This window comes from Rhodococcus sp. MS13 (assembly GCF_013277835.1).
In the GTDB taxonomy this organism is placed as follows: domain Bacteria; phylum Actinomycetota; class Actinomycetes; order Mycobacteriales; family Mycobacteriaceae; genus Rhodococcus_F; species Rhodococcus_F erythropolis.
In genome coordinates this window covers 298,151-317,174 of the sequence record NZ_VBTL01000013.1, presented here as the reverse complement: position 1 = coordinate 317,174, position 19,024 = coordinate 298,151, and the positions used below count along the sequence as shown (strand labels likewise).

Annotated in this window: 18 protein-coding genes; 1 reads left to right on the top strand and 17 read right to left on the bottom strand. The window is 62.8% G+C overall.

Going from position 1 to position 19,024, the window contains the following annotated elements; translation table 11 throughout:
- Positions 1-32 precede the first annotated feature (32 nt).
- The 5 genes from FEZ59_RS27195 to FEZ59_RS27175 form a co-directional block, all read right to left on the bottom strand.
- A complete protein-coding gene (locus tag FEZ59_RS27195) occupies positions 33-1,295 on the bottom strand; it encodes an acyl-CoA desaturase (protein WP_020907111.1) in 1,263 nt (420 codons plus the stop codon).
- A gap of 24 nt (positions 1,296-1,319) precedes the next feature.
- Positions 1,320-2,438, bottom strand: coding sequence for a ferredoxin reductase (locus FEZ59_RS27190; RefSeq protein WP_003940928.1), 1,119 nt, complete (start codon positions 2,436-2,438; stop codon positions 1,320-1,322).
- Positions 2,439-2,530: 92 nt separating this feature from the next.
- Positions 2,531-3,031 carry a hypothetical protein gene (locus FEZ59_RS27185; RefSeq protein ID WP_070386989.1) on the bottom strand — a complete coding sequence of 167 codons (501 nt, stop codon included), beginning with the start codon at positions 3,029-3,031 and terminating at the stop codon, positions 2,531-2,533.
- 23 nt (positions 3,032-3,054) lie between these two features.
- Positions 3,055-4,464 carry a wax ester/triacylglycerol synthase family O-acyltransferase gene (locus FEZ59_RS27180; protein ID WP_003940935.1) on the bottom strand — a complete coding sequence of 470 codons (1,410 nt, stop codon included), beginning with the start codon at positions 4,462-4,464 and terminating at the stop codon, positions 3,055-3,057.
- Positions 4,458-4,883: an HAD-IA family hydrolase gene (locus tag FEZ59_RS27175; RefSeq protein WP_021332567.1), complete on the bottom strand. Its 426-nt coding sequence runs from the start codon at positions 4,881-4,883 to the stop codon at positions 4,458-4,460. Before FEZ59_RS27175 ends, FEZ59_RS27180 begins: the two co-directional genes overlap by 7 nt.
- A gap of 55 nt (positions 4,884-4,938) precedes the next feature.
- On the opposite strand from FEZ59_RS27175, the gene FEZ59_RS27170 reads away from it, so the two are divergent.
- Complete coding sequence (locus FEZ59_RS27170; protein WP_020723642.1) at positions 4,939-5,532, top strand: Rv3235 family protein; 594 nt, start codon at positions 4,939-4,941, stop codon at positions 5,530-5,532.
- Between the two features lie 52 nt (positions 5,533-5,584).
- Here the strand turns inward: FEZ59_RS27170 and secA are convergent, their stop codons facing one another.
- The 12 genes from secA to FEZ59_RS27110 all read right to left on the bottom strand — a co-directional run bounded on the left by secA (position 5,585) and on the right by FEZ59_RS27110 (position 19,008).
- Positions 5,585-8,428 (bottom strand): preprotein translocase subunit SecA, encoded by a 2,844-nt coding sequence (gene secA / locus FEZ59_RS27165; protein WP_172933455.1) that lies wholly within the window; start codon positions 8,426-8,428, stop codon positions 5,585-5,587.
- A gap of 130 nt (positions 8,429-8,558) precedes the next feature.
- Complete coding sequence (gene raiA, locus FEZ59_RS27160; protein WP_003940893.1) at positions 8,559-9,239, bottom strand: ribosome-associated translation inhibitor RaiA; 681 nt, start codon at positions 9,237-9,239, stop codon at positions 8,559-8,561.
- A 175-nt stretch (positions 9,240-9,414) separates the two neighbouring features.
- The gene (locus FEZ59_RS27155; protein WP_041815795.1) at positions 9,415-10,113 is read right to left on the bottom strand and encodes a ComF family protein; all 699 of its coding nucleotides are present in this window, start codon (positions 10,111-10,113) and stop codon (positions 9,415-9,417) included.
- 48 nt (positions 10,114-10,161) lie between these two features.
- A complete protein-coding gene (gene lpqB / locus FEZ59_RS27150; RefSeq protein ID WP_020907106.1) occupies positions 10,162-11,940 on the bottom strand; it encodes an MtrAB system accessory lipoprotein LpqB in 1,779 nt (592 codons plus the stop codon).
- The gene (gene mtrB, locus FEZ59_RS27145) at positions 11,937-13,676 is read right to left on the bottom strand and encodes an MtrAB system histidine kinase MtrB (RefSeq protein ID WP_019747781.1); all 1,740 of its coding nucleotides are present in this window, start codon (positions 13,674-13,676) and stop codon (positions 11,937-11,939) included. Before mtrB ends, lpqB begins: the two co-directional genes overlap by 4 nt.
- On the bottom strand, positions 13,673-14,350 hold the full coding sequence (gene mtrA, locus FEZ59_RS27140) for an MtrAB system response regulator MtrA (protein WP_003941013.1): 678 nt from the start codon (positions 14,348-14,350) through the stop codon (positions 13,673-13,675). The genes mtrB and mtrA overlap by 4 nt, the downstream gene beginning before the upstream one ends.
- Before the next feature lie 116 nt (positions 14,351-14,466).
- A complete protein-coding gene (locus FEZ59_RS27135; protein ID WP_070796172.1) occupies positions 14,467-15,108 on the bottom strand; it encodes a dTMP kinase in 642 nt (213 codons plus the stop codon).
- Positions 15,109-15,188: 80 nt separating this feature from the next.
- Positions 15,189-16,667 (bottom strand): adenosylhomocysteinase, encoded by a 1,479-nt coding sequence (gene ahcY, locus FEZ59_RS27130; RefSeq protein WP_021332564.1) that lies wholly within the window; start codon positions 16,665-16,667, stop codon positions 15,189-15,191.
- A 60-nt stretch (positions 16,668-16,727) separates the two neighbouring features.
- Entirely contained in the window at positions 16,728-17,369 is a 642-nt protein-coding gene (locus FEZ59_RS27125) for a TetR family transcriptional regulator (protein ID WP_021332563.1), read from the bottom strand.
- A gap of 48 nt (positions 17,370-17,417) precedes the next feature.
- Complete coding sequence (locus FEZ59_RS27120; RefSeq protein WP_003940894.1) at positions 17,418-17,600, bottom strand: rubredoxin; 183 nt, start codon at positions 17,598-17,600, stop codon at positions 17,418-17,420.
- Positions 17,597-17,782: a rubredoxin gene (locus FEZ59_RS27115; protein ID WP_003940827.1), complete on the bottom strand. Its 186-nt coding sequence runs from the start codon at positions 17,780-17,782 to the stop codon at positions 17,597-17,599. Before FEZ59_RS27115 ends, FEZ59_RS27120 begins: the two co-directional genes overlap by 4 nt.
- Positions 17,782-19,008 carry an alkane 1-monooxygenase gene (locus FEZ59_RS27110; protein WP_020907102.1) on the bottom strand — a complete coding sequence of 409 codons (1,227 nt, stop codon included), beginning with the start codon at positions 19,006-19,008 and terminating at the stop codon, positions 17,782-17,784. The genes FEZ59_RS27115 and FEZ59_RS27110 overlap by 1 nt, the downstream gene beginning before the upstream one ends.
- Positions 19,009-19,024: the final 16 nt, after the last annotated feature.

Here is a 19,024-nt window from a genome sequence, read left to right as displayed (position 1 = left end):
CGTAGGTTAGGTTTTTCCCGATGTAACCTATATCACTTCCGGCGCTTCGGCATGCGAGAACGCGCCTGCGACTTGAGTGCGGTCAACAATCCGAGGCGCTTGCCGGTGACCGGATCGGTACGCAGGTCCTCGACCATCGCCATGGCTGCGTCCCGGAACCCTGAGTCACGGAACCGTAGTTCCGAGGACGTTTCCGGAGCATTATCCGAGGTCGCAGTCAGCCACTTGTCCGGCAAGGCCAGCTTGTGGATCGTGCGCAGCGCCAGGAGATACTGCTTGAAGAGCGAACCGGTGGTGTACGGGAGATCGAACTTCTCGCACAATGCACGCATCTTCACGGCAATTTCGGGGTAGCGGTTGCTCGGCAGATCAGGGAAGACGTGGTGCTCGATCTGGTAGCTCAGGTTGCCACTCATGAGTCCCATGAGCTTGCCCGAATTGAAGTTCGCGCTACCGAGCATCTGGCGCAGGTACCACTCGTGACGAGTCTCCTGCTCGAATTCGGCAACGGTGAACTTCTCGGCGCCGTCCGGGAAGTGACCACAGAAGATGACGACGTACGCCCACAGGTTGCGCACGAGATTCGCGGTGGCATTGGCCGTCATGGTCGACTTCCACGCCGGCCCCGTCAGCGCGGGGAACAAGATGAAGTCCTTGCCCACCTGACGAAAGATCTTGCGCGCGAAGTCTTTGTTCGCCTGCGAGTTCAGTTGCCCCTTTTCCGCGCCCTCCAACTCCGCTGCCGCCGTGAGGTCGTGCAGCGCGATGCCCCACTCGAACGTGGCCGCCAAGATCACGTTGGCGATCGGCTGGAAGAGGTTGATCGGCTTCCACGGCTCGTCACGCGTCATACGCAGGATCCCGAAACCGAGGTCCTCGTCCATCCCGACGACGTTGGTGTACGTGTGGTGCTGGTAGTTGTGCGCACGCTTCCAGTGCTCGGAAGGACCGGTCTGATCCCACTCCCACGAAACGGAGTGAATCTCGGGATCGTTCATCCAGTCCCATTGCCCGTGCATGACGTTATGCCCGAGCTCCATGTTCTCGATGATCTTCGACAGGCTCAGCAGGGTCGTGCCGACCAGCCATGCCGGTCGGTACCGACTGCCGAACAGCGCGATACGCCCACCGAGCTCCAACGCCCGCTGGACGCGAATGACGCGACGAATGTAGCGGGCGTCCCGGATTCCACGAGAGTCTTCGATGTCGAGTCGAATCTGATCGAGTTCACGTCCGAGAGCTTCGACATCGGCCTCGGTGAGGTGCGAAAACTCTTTGATATCGGTGATGGCCACCGTGGTCCTCCGTGTGCCTAGAAGCTATGCGTCCAGCGTACAGTCGCCGGCGGCAGCGGAGATGCACGTCTGAATCCGCTCGCCCTCCGCGTGCTGTTTTCCCGAGCGTAGGTCGATTGCGTGGCCGGCGACGAGAGGCACAACACACGTCTGGCAGATGCCCATGCGGCAACCGAAGGGCATCAAGGCGCCGGACTGCTCGCCGGCTTCCAGAAGCGTCGTCGCGCCGTCGACGGTGATCGTCTTACCCGACTTCTCGAACGTGACCGTGCCGCCGTCCGCCGAGGCGTCGATGCGTGAAACCGCGAATCGCTCCATATGGAGTCGATCCTCGATGCCTTCCGCCTTCCAGACGTCTTCGAGCTCGTCGAGCAACGGAAGGGGTCCGCACGCCCAGGTGTGGCGCTCACGCCAGTCGGGGCAGACCGTGTCGAGAGAACTGAGTTTGAATTTTCCGTCGCGGCGCGTGAGCTGAACGTGACTCACGAAGTCCTCGTGCTCGGCGTGCAGTGCCGTGAGTTCGTCGGCGAACATCACGTCGGATTCCGTCGGCGCCGAGTGGATGTGCATGACGTCGGGCAATTGACCGCGCCGGTTCATCGTCCGCAACATGCCCATGACCGGAGTGATGCCACTGCCGGCGGTGATGAACAGGATCTTCTCCGGCGGCGGATCCGGCAACGCGAAGTTGCCCGAAGGCGTGGCCAGCCGAACGATGGTTCCCGACGGCACGGCCCCGCTGACGAGGTGGCTCGAGAGAAAGCCCTCTGGCATGGCCTTGACCGCGATGGAAATGCGCTTGTTCTCCCAGTTGGGAGGCGAAGTAAGTGAGTACGACCGCCAATGCCAGCGTCCGTCGATATGCAGACCGATGCCGATGTACTGCCCCGGCTGGTAGTTGAAGTCGAATCCCCAACCCGGCTTGATCACGATGGTCGCCGAATCCGTGGTCTCAGGCCGGACTTCGACGATCTGACCACGCAGCTCGCGGGCGGACCACAACGGATTTGCGAGGTGCAGATAGTCGTCGGGAAGCAATGGTGTGGTCAGCCGCGCCGCCGCACCACGAAGCAGATTGAGCTTCGACCGCGCTGCCGGAACTACCGACGCTGCCGGTGCCTCGATCCAGTCCTTCAGACCCATCAGACCTCCACCTCTCACCTTCCGAACCCACTGCCTACGGTACCGTAGGTTATCAGGTTACGGTACCGTAGGTTACTTCACGGTAAGCACATTCACAGCAGGTCGAGCAAGAACGGCAACTCCTGCGCGGCGTACCACGCCAACTCGTGGTCCTCCGCGTCGCCGAGCGTGAACTCGGCATCAGCATCGCCGAGATCCGCCGCGTCGACTATGCCAGCAGCGCGCTCGATGTCCGATTCTGCCTGTTGGAGGTCGACATGCACAGATGCAACCTGAGCCATCGTCACAGGACCCGCCAATCGAACTACAGAATCGTCGAGATCGGGCCGCAACTTCACATCGGCATCGTCGACGTCGGCGGCAACGACAGCACGCCGGAAGGTGACGTCACCCTCGGTTCCGGCGATCAGCCGCAGCGACGCACGCGCAGCCTCCCCCATGGCGACCTCGGCCAACTCGTCGTCATCGCCCGCCGCGTACGACTCACGCAGAGTCGGGGTGACCGCAAAAGCCGTCCGGCTCATCGGGTCGAACTCCTGATCTGCGACCAACTTCTGCAAAATCTCGACCGTCGCCGGTACGTACACCCTCATGAGACCACCTTCATGCTCGTTCGTCACCGACTCGCATCCGTCAATTCCTCGAGTGACTCGAAGATCAGCGAACGAACGACGTCGACGTCCGACATCGCGTCACGGTCGGCATTCAAACCGTAGTAGACATTTCCGTCGTACGACGTCAGGGCGATGCTGAGTGTCTGATTCTTGAGCAGTGGCGACACCGGATACATCTCCAGCATCCGAGCCCCACCGAGGTAGAGCGGGAACTGTGGCCCTGGCGCATTGGTGATCATCAAGTTGAACATTCGCTGCGACAGACTACTGGCCGCACGGGAGCTCATCGCATGCAGCGTCGCCGGCGCAAACCCAGACATTCGCACCATCGTCTGCGCGGTGACCCGCCGACCCTGACGCGCGAATGCCTCCGTCGCATGCGCCACGTGAGAGAGCCGAACAACCGCGTTGGGTTCACCGACAGGCAGGTCGATGAGGAACGAGGAAACATGCCCCGGCGCCTGCGGATCGTCGACGTCGGGACTCTCGGGGCCGTCCGTGTACACCGACATGGGCACCATCGCCCGCACGATGGTCGCCTCGGTCACCGGCTCACCACGCGAGAGCAGCCAGTTCCGCATCGCACCTGCGATGACGGTGAGAATCACGTCATTGATCTCGCACCCGTACCGCGCGCGAATACGTCGATAGTCCTCGAGAGACGTCTTGGCCACCGCAAGGCGTCGATTGCGCGAGATGGTGGCGTTGAGCGGGCTCGACGGGGCCACCTGGGTCGCCGTTCGAACCACTTCTGCGAGTTTCCCGAGTGCACTCACAGCCTCGGTGACGGATGTGGTCACGTCGTTGAACGCTGCACGCGCCCGTGCGATCCCCTCCCCCGGGCTCGTCACGAGATCTGCCATTGCACTGACCAACAGGCTGGTATCGCTCGGCGGCCTGGCGGGCATCCACAATTCTTCGGGGCCTGGCGCTCGATTCTTCTCCGGATCGAAGATCACCTGACTGATCTCTGGAGCCGCCTCGCCGTCCACCAACGACGAATGAGACTTCGTGAAGATGGCAAATCTGTTTCTGGTCAGCCCCTCGACCAGGTACATCTCCCACAACGGCCTCGTGCTGTCGAGTGGTCTCGACGTCAGCCGCGCGATCAGATCCATCAGCTGTTCGTCGGAACCTGGTTTGGGCAGAGCCGATCGGCGTACGTGATAGGTGATGTCGAAATCCGAGTCGTCCACCCACACTGGGCGGGCCAGGCCGAACGCCACCTCACGCACTCGCTGGCGGTAACGCGGAACCGATCCGAGCCGCTCTTCGACCAGACGAAGCAATTCCTCGTGATCGATCCCGTTTCGCAGTTGCCGGAAGATCCCCAACGAGCCGACATGCATCGGCGTCGTACCGGCTTCGAGGAAGTAGAAAGCAGCATCCTGAGTAGTCAGTCTGTTCACCATGGCTTCGTGTCCCCTCCGTCGCCGAGATCGAACAGAATCGACAACTCCTCGATTGTCGATTCCGAGCCGACGTGGTGGACCCCGACCATCCCGACTGCCACCGCCGCCCGGACGTTGATTTCGAGATCATCCACGAAAACGAAGTCCTCCGGCTCGACGCCCAAACGACTCGCCGCCAACAGATAGATCTCGGCGTCGGGCTTCGCCATCTCGACATCACCGGACAAGATCACGTCGTCGACCAAGACCCCGTCTCCGAGGTCCCGCAACCACTGAGCATTGGCACCGCCGGGATCGTTGCTGACGATTCCCGTCACGATTCCGCGGGCCTTCACCGCGCGCACGACCTCGCTCAAGCCGTCGAGATCCGATCCCGGACCGAACAGCACGCCACCGACATCCAACAGAAGTCCCCGCACGCCATCACCCTAAGTCGCGATGGTGATCACGGCGACATCTCGAGCGTTTCGTGTCATGCTTCTCACCATCGCTCGGGGGAGCGAAGTCCGAGACGACCATCTCGGACGCACGATCATCCGGGGGGATGTCATGGAGCAGGACTGCACAATCATTCTCGAGCCGGCGCCACAATTCGAGCCTCACGCGCATACCGTCGCGCTTACGCGGCCGCAGTGCCGACCCGACCGAGCGCAGTGCCGAACAGACCGAATGCTGCGTCGCCCACGAAAGACACCACACAACGGGACGTCGTCCAGTGCCGGTTTCACTCACGTGCTGGAACCGCAGTTGGCGGGTGCCGACATCTTCTGGAACCGATCGCTTCGCCTGGTTCTCGAAACCGTCGACCGGCGACGAAATCCGCGGCAACTCAAGGGCGTATTGACGCCGTCCGTCCTGGAAGTTGTTGCGCGACTTTATACTTCGGAATTTTCGGCCCGGAAGCTGGGCGGCGCGGCCGTTCACCGCACCCACGTTCAAGCAGTGTCGAAGAGTACCGCCGAAGTCTGTGCGACGTACACACGAGGCACGCAGACATTTGCCGTCGCGGGTCGGATCGACCATACAGACGGAACAGGCTGGACGGTCACCGCACTACACGTGGTGTGACCGTCCAGCCTGCTGAGTACTAACTGCGCTGGTAGCTCAGCTGTACTGAATCTCAGCGCTTGCGCTTGGACTTCGGAGCTCGATTGCTCTTCGACTGCGTCCGTGCTGCTTCACGACGTTCGCGGCGCGAGGCGGCCCCGTCACCGGAGTCGGCGGCCGAGTCCCGCGTTGCCTTCGCCTTGCCGTCCTCGTCCGGGCCGGTGTACGTCAATCGCGACGGACCTTCGTCGTCAAGTCCCTTGGCGCGCAACGCCGTCGGGGCAGCAGTTCCGGTTGTCCTGGCTACGGCTTCCTGCGTCGGGAGCGGCTTGGGCGCCGTGGCGGACGCCGCAGCGGCCGAGCCGGCCGTGACGGAGATTCCGCTCGCGGGCTGCGCCGGAGCTGCCTCGACCTGCAGGTTGAAGAGGAATCCGACGGACTCTTCCTTCAATCCGTCGAGCATGCCGATGAACATGTCGTAACCCTCGCGCTGGTACTCGACCAGCGGATCGCGCTGGGCCATCGCACGCAGACCGATTCCCTCCTTGAGGTAATCCATCTCGTAGAGATGCTCACGCCACTTGCGGTCCAGGACCGAGAGGAAGACACGACGCTCGAGTTCACGCATACCGTTTTCGCCGGCGATCGCATCGATCTCGGCTTCGCGCTTCTTGTACGCCGCGTGGGCGTCTTCGAGCAAAGCGGTTCGCAGGTCGTCACGGCTCAGGTCACTGTTGATGCCTGCGCCGTCCTCCCCTGCCAACGTCTTGTGATCGATGCCGACCGGGTAGAGCGTCTTGAGCGCGGTCCACAGCTGCTCGAGATCCCAGTCCTCGACGTATCCCTCGGCGGTGGCACCGTCGACGTAGGCGGTGACCACGTCAGTGATCATCTGCTCGACCTGGCCCTCCATGTCCTCACCCTCGAGGATCTGGCGGCGCTCCTTGTAGATGACCGTTCGCTGCTGGTTCATGACCTCGTCGTACTTGAGGACATTCTTGCGAATTTCGAAGTTCTGCTGCTCGACCTGAGTCTGAGCGCTCTTGATGGCCTTCGAGACCATCTTGGCTTCGATCGGGACGTCGTCGGGAAGGTTGAGGCGCGTCATGATCGACTCGAGGGCCGAACCGTTGAAGCGACGCATGAGCTCGTCACCGAGCGAAAGGTAGAACCGCGATTCGCCGGGATCACCCTGACGTCCGGAACGACCGCGCAACTGGTTGTCGATACGACGCGATTCGTGACGCTCGGTACCCAGAACGTACAGGCCGCCGGCGTCGCGGACCTTCTCCGCGTCTGCCTTGACCTCAGCCTTGACCTCGTCCAGGACTGCGTCCCAGGCTGCTTCGTACTCGTCCGGCGTCGTGACCGGATCGAGGCCCTTCTTGCGCAGCGCGATGTCCGCGATGATGTCCGGGTTACCACCGAGAACGACGTCGGTACCGCGGCCGGCCATGTTGGTCGCGACGGTGACCGCACCGGAGCGACCGGCCTCGGCGATGATGGTCGCTTCCTTCTCGTGGAACTTCGCGTTGAGGACGTTGTGTGCAACGCCGCGCTTGGTGAACTGCTTGGACAGGTACTCCGAGCGCTCGACGCTGGTGGTACCGATCAGGACGGGCTGGCCGTTCTCGTGGCGCTCGACGACATCGTCGACCACCGCGTCGAACTTGGCTTCCTCGGTCTTGTAGATGAGGTCGCCGTTGTCGACTCGGACCATCGGACGGTTGGTCGGGATCGGGATCACACCGAGGGTGTAAGTCTGGTGAAGCTCGGCAGCTTCCGTCTCGGCGGTACCCGTCATGCCCGACAACTTGTCGTACAAACGGAAGTAGTTCTGCAGCGTGATGGTGGCGAGAGTCTGATTCTCCGCCTTGATCTCCACCTTCTCCTTGGCCTCGATCGCCTGGTGCATGCCCTCGTTGTAGCGACGGCCGACCAGCACGCGGCCGGTGAACTCGTCGACGATGATGACCTCACCGTCGCGGACGATGTAGTCCTTGTCCTTGGTGTAGAGCTCTTTGGCCTTGATCGCGTTGTTCAAGTAGCTCACCAGCGGAGAATTCGCGGCTTCGTACAGGTTGTCGATACCGAGCTGGTCCTCGACCAGTTCGACGCCCGCCTCGTGCACACCGATGGTGCGCTTGCGGATGTCGACCTCGTAGTGGACGTCCTTCTTCAGCAGCGGCGCGATGCGAGCGAACTCGCTGTACCACTTGCTGGAGCCGTCGGCGGGGCCCGAGATGATGAGCGGGGTTCGGGCTTCGTCGATGAGGATCGAGTCGACCTCGTCGACGATGGCAAACGCGTGGCCACGCTGGACCAGGTCGTCCAGCGAATGCGTCATGTTGTCGCGCAGGTAGTCGAAGCCGAACTCGTTGTTGGTGCCGTACGTGATGTCGGCTGCGTAGGCGACGCGGCGCTCGGCCGGCGTCATACCCGAGAGAATCACACTGGTCTCGAGACCAAGGGCGCGGTGAACGCGACCCATCCACTCGGAGTCACGCTTGGCGAGGTAGTCGTTGACCGTGACCACGTGGACGCCGTCGCCGGCGATCGCGTTGAGGTATGCCGGAAGAACACAGGTCAGGGTCTTGCCCTCACCGGTCTTCATCTCGGCGACGTTGCCGAAGTGCAAGGCCGCGCCGCCCATGATCTGCACGTGGAAGTGCTTCTGGTCGATCACGCGCCACGACGCCTCGCGGGCCACGGAGAATGCCTCGGGCAGCAACTCGTCGAGGGTTTCCCCGGCGGCGTAGCGCTCACGGAACTCGGTGGTCTTGGCTTTGAGTTGCTCGTCTGTCAGGCCTTCGACATCGGGCGACAGAGATTCCACATGCTCGGCGATGTGCTTGAGCCGCTTGACCATGCGACCTTCACCAACACGGAGCAGCTTCGATAGCGACAGCGACGGCACAGTCTTCTTCGTCCTCAATCTTCGGCGACAGGGGTCACACACTGAAAATCCGGCCGGGGTCCGAAAACTCCGGCCGGATTCCATGGTAGGCGCTACCGGCGGCGAGCGAGCAAACCCACCACCGATTGGGTCATGTCAGGCGGATCAATCCGTAGTCGAAAGCGTGACGACGGTAGACGACGGACGGCTTGTCCGACTCCTTGTCATGGAAGAGAAAGAAGTCGTGTCCGACCAGTTCCATCTCGTACAGAGCGTCGTCGATGGTCATCGGCTCGGCCGGGTGATCCTTCGTGCGGACCACGCGTCCCGGGCCGTCGTACTCGTCCGGCTCTTGGCCGTTCAGCGAAATGTCCGGTGTGACTCCGAGCGAGTCTGCGTCGACGAGGGAGGCGGTTGCCTCCGCGACGGACACCGGTCGCTTGTCGCCGTAATGGACCTTCTTGCGGTCCTTGGTTCGACGGAGGCGACTCTCGAGCTTGTCGATCACCGATTCGAAGGCGGCGTAGAAGCTGTCTGCGGACGCTTCGGCTCGGGCCACCGGGCCTTTACCTCGAGCGGTGATCTCGACGCGCTGGCAACTCTTGGCCTGTCGTCGGTTGCGTTCATGTTGGAGTTCCACGTCGAAGTGGAATATGGAGGGGTCGAAGTGTTCGAGTCGCGCCAGCTTTTCCGAAACGTAGATTCGGAAGTGATCGGGGATCTCGACATTTCGTCCCTTGACTACGACGTCGGATCTCGGAGCTGCGGCATTCTCGGAACGCTCGATGGTGGCGTCCTCGATGAAAAACGAGGCTTGCGAAGGGGTCGTCACTCGTACCTCCCAATTACGGCCCCGCCCCACGGTGGGCGGCGGCAAATTCTGCAAGTACCGAGAGGGGATCCGCCCGGCACCAGTATCGAAGTACCACCTCCTACCAGTATTTTCGGGTGTGCCGCCGACGCTAGTACGTAACGCGCGCGAGTGCCACTGTTCCAACGAAATTCATCTAAGCCCCTGCAAGAACAAGCACGAGAGTTGTCCGAATCCCACTGAGCGCGAGAGCCCGAACCGACTCTGCCGCAGTTGCTCCCGTGGTCAGGACGTCGTCGAGCAGGACGATGTCGCCGTCCCCGACAATCGAAGAGACTGCAGTGGTGTCGAGAGACACATGACCGTTCACATTGGTCACCCGGTCGGCCGCGGACAGTCCGACCGAGTCACGTACGCCTCGCGTCATCCGGAGAATCGGACAGACACGTACCGGACGCCCCTCGACAGAACCAACTTCTCGCTTTTCGCGCACACTCTCGGCTATCCGGCGAACCGGATCACCCCCGCGAGATCGCGCCGCTCGGGCGCGTGTGGGAGCCGGCACCAGCATGATCGGCGTACGACCCCCGCCGCCGACCTCGCCCCACCGTTCCAGAGTGCCCAATGCGCCGGCCACAGCGATCCCCAGAGGCATCGCGAGGTCCCGACGACCCCGTTCCTTCATCTCGATCACACTGCGCCGCCTGGGGCCGTCGTAGCGGCCGAGTGCCCAGACCGGCACGCCCGGGTCTACGCGCGGACTCAATTGAACCGGATGGTCACGCAGCAGTTCCGCGCACTCACCGCACCACAGTGTCCCCGTGCGGCCACACCCACCACACTCGCGTGGCAACAGCAGATCGAGCAATCCGGCACCGAATTTCTTGTCCCCCATGGCCGAATCATGAATCAGAGCACCGACATGCACCAGAGCACAGAGACGTCAGCCGGGTAGAACCGGAATCGCCTTCTGTCCGGTCAGCACAGTCACTTCACGCCAGCGTCGATCCCCGGCGGGGTCGTTGTTGTTCAGTTGGAACACCGCACGCGCGTCGGCGACGTACTCGGTGGTCGGCGACGCATCCACGGAGGTGACGGGAGCGGTCAGGTTTCCACTCGGCAGCGCGTCCATTCGTGAACCGTCTATGGCGACCTGGACGACCGGTATGTCGGCTCCACTGCGCGCGATCACGATGGTGTCGCTGTTGCTCCAGTCGAGTGAGAGCGCGGTACTGCCCAAGCCGGACGCCACCGCACGCGGACTCGTCAGGGCGTAGACCCCGCTGGGTGTGCGCACGACCACGGCCAGGTAGACCTTGCCGTCGATGATCATCGCGGCTCGCACGCCGTCGCGGGATAAACGTAATTCCGAGATCGTGGAACCGACCGACGTCAACGCCCCGACATCGACGTTGGTGACCGACACCCGACCGGTTCCTGGTTCGCGGACGACCCGAACGACGGTATTGCCGTTCACCGCCGCCCAGACCGCGTTGTTGTCCAGCTCCCACGAGGGTCGGGTGATGGCGCTGCCTTCGAGCACCGGAGCGGAACCATCGCCGTATGTACCGAGCGACAAGTCGAACCGGGTGGCTGGATCCGGCCGAGCCGTGTCTGCGACGGCTGCGACCAACTTGCCGTCCCGCGAGAGAGCAGCCGCCGTGAGGTTGCCCGCATTGCCCGCGAATCCGGGCACCGGAGTCGCCTCCTGCTCGCTGACGCTCACCAGTGAACCGTTGCGCAGTGCGTGCAGTCCGACGGTCGCACTCGTGGTGGCCAGCGGGTTGGTGGACGCGACGTCGGCGGTGGTCCAGCCTTCCGCATGAGCCGCGTCCAGCGGTTCGCCGTCGATCTCCAGAACGTACGGCCCCGCGACATCGGCATTGGCGAGCGTCCAGATGACTTGCGCTGCAAACAAACCGCGCGTCGCAGCATCCATCGGGTTGTCCAGACGGAAGTTGATGCGCACACCGCCGAGACCGACCCCGACCTGTCCCGGCTTCCCGTCGGCCTTGGTGATCGGACCGATCACCGACACGCCATTGCCGAGTTCGTTTCGTACAGCCGGCGCCAGCGCTGCCTTCGGTCCGTCGATCATCAGGCCGATCAGCTGAGCTGCCACCTGGTCCTGTCCGCCGGAGATCCAGCGAAGGTCGGGGACGACTGTCTGGCTGGTCGGGTCGAGGAAGAACAACGACTTCCGCTGATATGCGCCGAGGAACTGCGGGCGCTCCATGATCACACCGGGTGGCAGATCGCTGATACGCCATTCGCCATCGGTCAACGTCAGCGTCATCTTCGCTTCGAAGCTGCCCTCTTCGGGGACGTACAGCCCGCCGGGGTCGAGGCGACCGACCTTGTTCACACGAATCGTGTACACCGCTTCGGAACTGGTTCGCGACGCCGACAGGGTGTCGATCTTGTCGACGATGACGGCACTGGCCGCGTCGTCCCAGCGCGCCGAGGCGTCTTTGGTGAGGTACTGACGGGCTGCAGCATGCCGGTTGGACGGATCGGTACTCGCCTTGACGAAGTCACGTACCAGCAAGTCCGGCTCTCGCCCCGATGCCGGTGATTCGACGGAGGTTCCGGGCACGGCTGTTGCCAGAGTTCCGATTGCCTGCGGCGAGGAGGATTCCGGCAGACTCGCGCACGCGCCGGTCAGCAACAGCACGCTGAGCGTTGTTGCGAGAAGTGCCAGACGGCGGCGGGTTCCGATCATGATCGATCCCCACCGTTGGACTCGTTCCGCGAGTCCGATTCGCGCGGAGTCGGCAGGGACGACGTGACCTCGCCGACGGTATCGGCGACGATATCGGCTTCGCTCGGGGTGCGGACGAACTTTGTGGTCGTCGGCTTGAGAGGCAGTGGGCTCGACACGACTTTCTTGCCACGGGTGCGCGAGAGCGTCAGCCGGAAGCATGCGCCGACTCCCGGTTCGCCCCAGGCCTCGAGCTTGCCGTCGTGCAGATTCGCGTCCTCGACGCTGATCGCGAGGCCGAGTCCGGTGCCGCCACTGCGGCGCACGCGGGACGGGTCCGATCGCCAGAACCGGTTGAAGACCAACTTCTCCTCGCCCGGACGCAACCCGACGCCACTGTCGCGGACGATGAAGGCGAGGGCATTGTCGTCGGCGCGAAGGCGAAGCAGAATCGGCTTCCCCTCACCGTGGTCGATGGCGTTGGCCAGGAGATTTCGCAGGATGCGTTCGACGCGGCGCGGATCGACATCTGCCATGACGGGCTCGTCCGGCATGTCCACGATCAGTTCGGTGCCGGATTCGCGGGCGAGATGGCGAACTGTGGAAACGGCCGCTCGCGCACACATACGCACGTCGAGTTGTTCGGATGCGAGTTCCGCGACACCGGCGTCGTGGCGGGAGATCTCGAGGAGGTCCGCCAGAAGCCCCTCGAACCTGTCCAGCTCGGCGACAAGCAGTTCCGACGACCGACGCAGCATCGGGTCGAGGTTCTCGCTGCCGTCGTAGATCAGGTCGGCGGCCATTCGGACCGTGGTCAGAGGTGTGCGGAGTTCATGGCTGACATCGGAGGTGAAGCGTTTCTGGAGACTACCGAACTCCTCCAACTGGGTGATCTGTTTGGACAGACTCTCGGCCATCTCGTTGAAGGACATGGCCAAACGCGCCATGTCGTCCTCGCCGCGGACCGGCATTCGTTCCTTGAGTCGGCCGTCTGCGAAACGCACCGCGATTCGTGAGGCCGATCGGATGGGAAGCACGACCTGCCTGGCAACCAACAGCGAAATCGCAGCCAGGAGCACCAGCAACACGGCTCCACCGATCAGCAGGGTGCTTCGAACAAGCGACAGACTCCGGTCTTCGCTTGCGAGCGGGAAGATCAGGTACAGCTCGAGTCCCGATATCGACGACGCGGTGGGGCTACCGATGATCAGCGCGGGACCGGAGTAACCGTTCGGGTTGGACACCGTCGCGAATTGGTAGCTGATCTGGCCGCGTTTGACGAACTCGCGCAGGTTGTCGGGGATTTGATCGACCGGTCCCGAACTCGTCGGCTGGCGCGGCCCGTCCCCGGGCACGATGAGCACCGGATCGAAGGTGCCGGCCGACCCGGAGGCCTGGCCCGAGGTCTGGTTTCGACGGCTCGTCAGTCCGGATGCAGCGCTTTCCAATTGAACGTTGAGCGCCGTCGAATCGTCGACACCCGCGAGTTGGTCTTCGACGATGCCGCGGGCACGGTCCATTTCTTCGGTCGCCGCGGTGATCTTCGTTTCCAACAGTCGATCGGTGATCTGGCTGGTCAGCACGACACCGAGAATGACGATGACGATCAAGGACAGCGTCAAAGTCGAGACGACCACTCGCAACTGGAGCGAGCGTCGCCACGTGTGCGCGAGGGTGTTGCTCATCGAGTGACACCACCGCAGAAATGGCGTCAGCCGTCGATTGAGACGACGACGCCACCTGGAAACTCCGCTCACGGCGGTCCGGCCTTGTAGCCGACCCCCCTGACCGTCAGAACCACTTCGGGATTCTCGGGATCAGTTTCGACCTTGGCGCGCAAACGCTGAACGTGCACGTTCACCAGACGGGTGTCGGCGGCGTGGCGGTATCCCCACACCTGCTCGAGGAGGACTTCACGGGTGAACACCTGGCGCGGTTTGCGCGCCAATGCGACCAGCAGGTCGAATTCGAGTGGTGTGAGCGAGATCTGCTCGCTGCCGCGGCTGACCTTGTGCGCCGGAACGTCGATCACGATGTCGGCGATGCTCAGCAGCTCGGCCGGTTCCTCTTCGGTGCGGCGCAGGCGAGCGCGAACTCGCGCCACCAATTCCTTCGGCTTGAACGGCTTCATGATGTAGTCGTCCGCACCGGATTCGAGGCCGAGCACGACGTCGACGGTGTCGGTCTTGGCCGTCAACATCACGATGGGCACACCGGAATCCGCTCGCAGAACCCGGCATACGTCGATCCCGTTCATTCCGGGAAGCATGAGATCGAGCAGGACGAGATCGGGGCGCGTCTCACGCACTGCCGCGAGCGCCAGGGTTCCGTCGCCTACCACGTAGGGATCGAAACCCTCACCACGCAGCACGATCGTGAGCATCTCGGCGAGTGCCGTGTCGTCGTCGACAACCAGAATCCTTGGTTTCATATCCCTATCGTTGCATCTCGGAGCGATGAATCAGACCGTTACGAGGCCGTGCGGCGTGCCGCGTCTTTCCCTCTACTGTGCCGGAAAGTTCGAATCCCGGCTGCCAGGGTGACCGATCACGCGAAATCCGCGAGCCTGCGTGCCAGATCGGCCGGGTCCGTCTCCGGCCCCACGATCCACCAGGGTGAGGCCCAGTTCGTCGCTGCCAACTGCTTGTAGAGCTCACCGGTTCTGCCCTGCAGACCGCCGTCGCGCTCGTAGGCGTCGAGCTGACGCGACGCGTCCTGGGCCTCACGGGAGCGGGCGCGCTGCTCGGCCAGAGCTACCGGTACGTCGAGGTACAGCTGCAGATCGGGAGCGGGGAGAGCGAGACGACCCAACTCCAATTCACGGATCCAGGCGACCATCTCGCCGTCCACACTCTGATGCACGCGCGCCGCGTTGTAGGCAGCGTTGGAGGCAACATAGCGATCGAGGAGAACAATGTCGTTGGTGGACAACAGTTCCGAGATCCGATCCGCAGCACCGGCGCGGTCCAAGGCGAACAGGACTGCCATCGCGTTCACGGATTCAGCCAGGTCTCCGTGTGATCCTTTGAGCGCCTCGGCAGCAAGATCCGCGTGGATCGACTTTCCGTACCGCGGAAAATCCAGAGTCGCGATCGACGTGCCGCCGCGGCGGAGTTCGGTCTCCACTTTGCCGATCAACGTTCGCTTTCCAGCTCCGTCGAGGCCTTCCAATGCCACCAGTGTTCCCACGGCGGACAAGCCTATCCCCCGGCCTGCTTGCGCAGACCGGGGGACGGCGGGCACTACATTCTCAGCGACGAATCGCCGGGTCAGTAGCGGTAGTGCTCCGGCTTGTACGGGCCTTCGACGTCGACGCCGATGTACTCAGCCTGATCTTTCGTGAGCTTGGTCAGCGTGCCACCGAGTGCCTCGACGTGGATCTTGGCGACCTTCTCGTCGAGGTGCTTCGGGAGGCGGTAGACCTCGTTGTCGTACTCGTCCGGCTTCGTCCACAGTTCGATCTGTGCGATGACCTGGTTGGAGAAGCTGTTGCTCATCACGAACGACGGGTGGCCCGTCGCGTTGCCGAGGTTGAGCAGGCGGCCTTCGGACAGCACGATGATCGAGTGGCCGTCGGCGAAGGTGAACTCGTCGACCTGCGGCTTGATGTTGATCCGCGTGACGTCGCCGGACTTCTCGAGGCCTGCCATGTCGATCTCGTTGTCGAAGTGACCGATGTTGCCCAGGATGGCCTGGTGCTTCATGGCCTTCATGTGCTCGAACGTGATGATGTCCTTGTTACCGGTGGACGTGATCACGATGTCGGCCCAGCCGATGGCCTGCTCGACTGTCTTGACCTCGAAGCCGTCCATGAGCGCCTGAAGGGCATTGATGGGGTCGACCTCGGTGACTGCGACGCGAGCGCCCTGGCCACGAAGTGCCTCGGCACAACCCTTGCCGACGTCTCCGTAACCACAGACCAGCGCAGCCTTGCCGCCGATCAGAACGTCGGTGCCGCGGTTGATGCCGTCGAGTAGCGAGTGGCGTGTGCCGTACTTGTTGTCGAACTTGCTCTTGGTGACCGAGTCGTTGACGTTGATCGCGGGGAACGTGAGTTCGCCGGCAGCGGCAACCTGGTACAGACGCAGAACGCCCGTGGTGGTCTCCTCGGTGACGCCCTGGACGGACTCGGCGATCGCAGTCCACTTGCCCTTGTCAGCGGCGAGCGACTGACGCAGAAGCGCAAGGAAGACCTTGTACTCGTCGGAATCCTGGTCGTCGTCCGTCGGCGGCACGACGCCGGCCTTCTCGAACTGTGCGCCCTTGAGCACCAGCATGGTGGCGTCGCCGCCATCGTCGAGAATCATGTTGGCGGGCTCGCCCGGCCAGGTCAGCATCTGCTCCGCTGCCCACCAGTACTCTTCGAGGGTTTCACCCTTCCAGGCGAAAACCGGAACGCCCTTGGGCTCTTCCGGGGTGCCGTGCGGACCGACGACGATGGCGGCGGCAGCATGATCCTGCGTGGAGAAGATGTTGCACGAAGCCCAGCGGACCTCGGCGCCGAGCGCCGTCAGCGTCTCGATCAGAACCGCGGTCTGAATGGTCATGTGCAGCGAACCGGAAACGCGAGCGCCCTTGAGCGGCAACACCTCTGCGTATTCGCGACGAAGCGCCATGAGGCCGGGCATCTCGTGCTCTGCCAGACGGATTTCCTTGCGACCGAACTCCGCGAGCGAAAGATCTGCAACTTTGAAGTCGATGCCGTTACGGCTCTCGGCCACGGGCGTTGTTGAAACTGAGGTCGTCATCTGCCTCTCCTGGTTGACGTGCAAACTATGCACAAGCCTATCGGTGTACCAGGCTATCGGTTAGACGCCCTCTCCCGCCCGCCCCTCTACTGCGCGACCCTCTCGCGCCACGTCGATGAATGGCCCGAGCAATGTGCCCAGATCCTCCGCCACCGAAACCTCGGACTCCGGCGGCATCGAAATGTAGCTGAGCCCGAGACGCGCAATCGCCCTGGCCAGAATCCCGGCATCGGCGGGTGACGCCTGAATCCACCCTCGCTGGAAGCTCTCCGCAAGCCGCGACGACGCGCGTTCGATGATGACCGCGCTGTCAGTGGTGATCAGGCGAAGAAGGTCCGGCTTGGCCTCACCGGTGAGCAGAGAGATCACCAACGGGTCGGTTGCGCTGGAGGCGAAAAACGATCCGAAGCCCGCCGTCAGTGCCTCGACTGCACGTCCGTCGTTCGCCACCATGGCCTCGTCCACCGCATCGACGAATCCGTCGGCAAGGCGAAGCGCGTATGCCTCGGCAAGCCCTTGCCTCGAACCGAACTCGTTGTAGAGCGTCTGACGACTCACACCGGCATGCTTGGCCAGAACTGTCAGCGTCACCTCGGACCAGTCACGCTCGGTCAACAACTCACGCATCGAATCGAGCACCGACGTACGCAGCAGCAGGCGCGACGCTTCTTTCTGCGGCAGACGAGTTGGCGTCGAAGTCATGGTGACGACACTACCGCCGCGCTCAGGTCCGTTCGACGCCGACGCAACTCACCGCCGCTCGACCTCCACCATGAAGAAGTCGCTCTTCGCCGCGCCGCAGTCCGGGCAACTCCAGTCTTCGGGAATGTCGTCCCAGCGAGTTCCCGGTTCGATACCGTCCTCCGGCCAGCCGACTGCCTCGTCGTACTCGAAGCCGCATTGCGCGCACTGATACAGCTTGTAGTCGTTCATGATTCACTCCCTGCCGTTGCCGGCATCGGCTCGAAGTCCAGCTTTTCCCTCACGCCGCAGTCCGGACAGCACCAGTCGTCCGGCACGGCATCCCACGGCGTGCCCGCCGGAAACCCTTCTCGTGGTGCACCCTTCGATTCGTCGTAGACGTATTCACACACCGGGCATCGATAGCTGCTCATCACGCTGCTCCGTACCGAGCAAGGATGCGATCACGCTTGGACGGCTGAACGTTGACGCGGGTGATGTCGCCGCCGTAGTGCGCAAGGACCTTGGGATCCATTACTTTTCGCCACAGCGGCGGAACGTAGGCGAGCATGATCATGCTCGCGTATCCACTGGGCAGGTTGGGTGCACCGTCCATGCTTCGAAGCGTCTGATAACGACGTGTCGGGTTCGCATGATGGTCACTGTGACGCTGGAGGTGATACAGGAAGATGTTGGTGCAGATGTGATCGCTGTTCCAACTGTGCTCCGGTGCGGCGCGCTCGTACCGCCCACTGTCCAGACGGCGACGCTTCAGTCCGTAATGTTCGAGGTAGTTGACGGTTTCGAGCAGGCAGAATCCGAAGACGGCCTGCAGCACCAGGAACGGCAGCACCGAGAGCCCGAAAACGGCGACGAGGACACCGAAGAGTACGACGGACATCAACCACGAATGCAGGACGTCGTTGCGAATTGTCCACGGCTTCTTACCCAGTCGATCGAGCCTGGCTTTCTCCAGGGACCACGACGAGCGCAGAGATCCCCACACACTGCGCGGCAGGAAGGTCCAGAAGCTCTCGCCGAAGCGAGACGACGCCGGATCCTCGGGCGTGGCGACCCGCACGTGGTGTCCACGATTGTGCTCGATGTAGAAGTGGCCGTAAAACGACTGCGCCAGAGTGATCTTCGACAACCAGCGCTCGAGATCGTCCTTCTTGTGACCTAGTTCGTGTGCGGTGTTGATCCCGATTCCTGCGACGCAACCGATACTGATCGCCAGACCGATCTTGGAGATCAGCCCCAGTCCCCCGTCGATTCCGAGCCAGGACAGGTCGGTCGCCGACCAGAGATAGCAGGCCAGGACCAGGCTGGCCAACTGGAACGGTATGTAGATGTAGGTGCAGTACCGGTAGTACTTGTCGTTCTCGAGGCGCTCCATCACCTCGTCCGGCGGATTCTCGCCGTCCGGACCGAAGAAGATGTCGAGGATCGGGAGCAGGATGTAGACGAGCAACGGCCCGATCCACCACCACACCGGCGAGACCGCGTTCCACCCGAGACTGTTGAACAACGCGACCAATCCGACGGCAATGAAGACCGCCGTCGGCGGCACCAGGCCGAGCAGCCAAAGATATCTCTTCTTGTCACGCCACTGCTCGGGCGGGAGTGTCTGCCCGGACTGCGAGTTCACGTGCGTCGACACGGTCTACCTCCTCGAT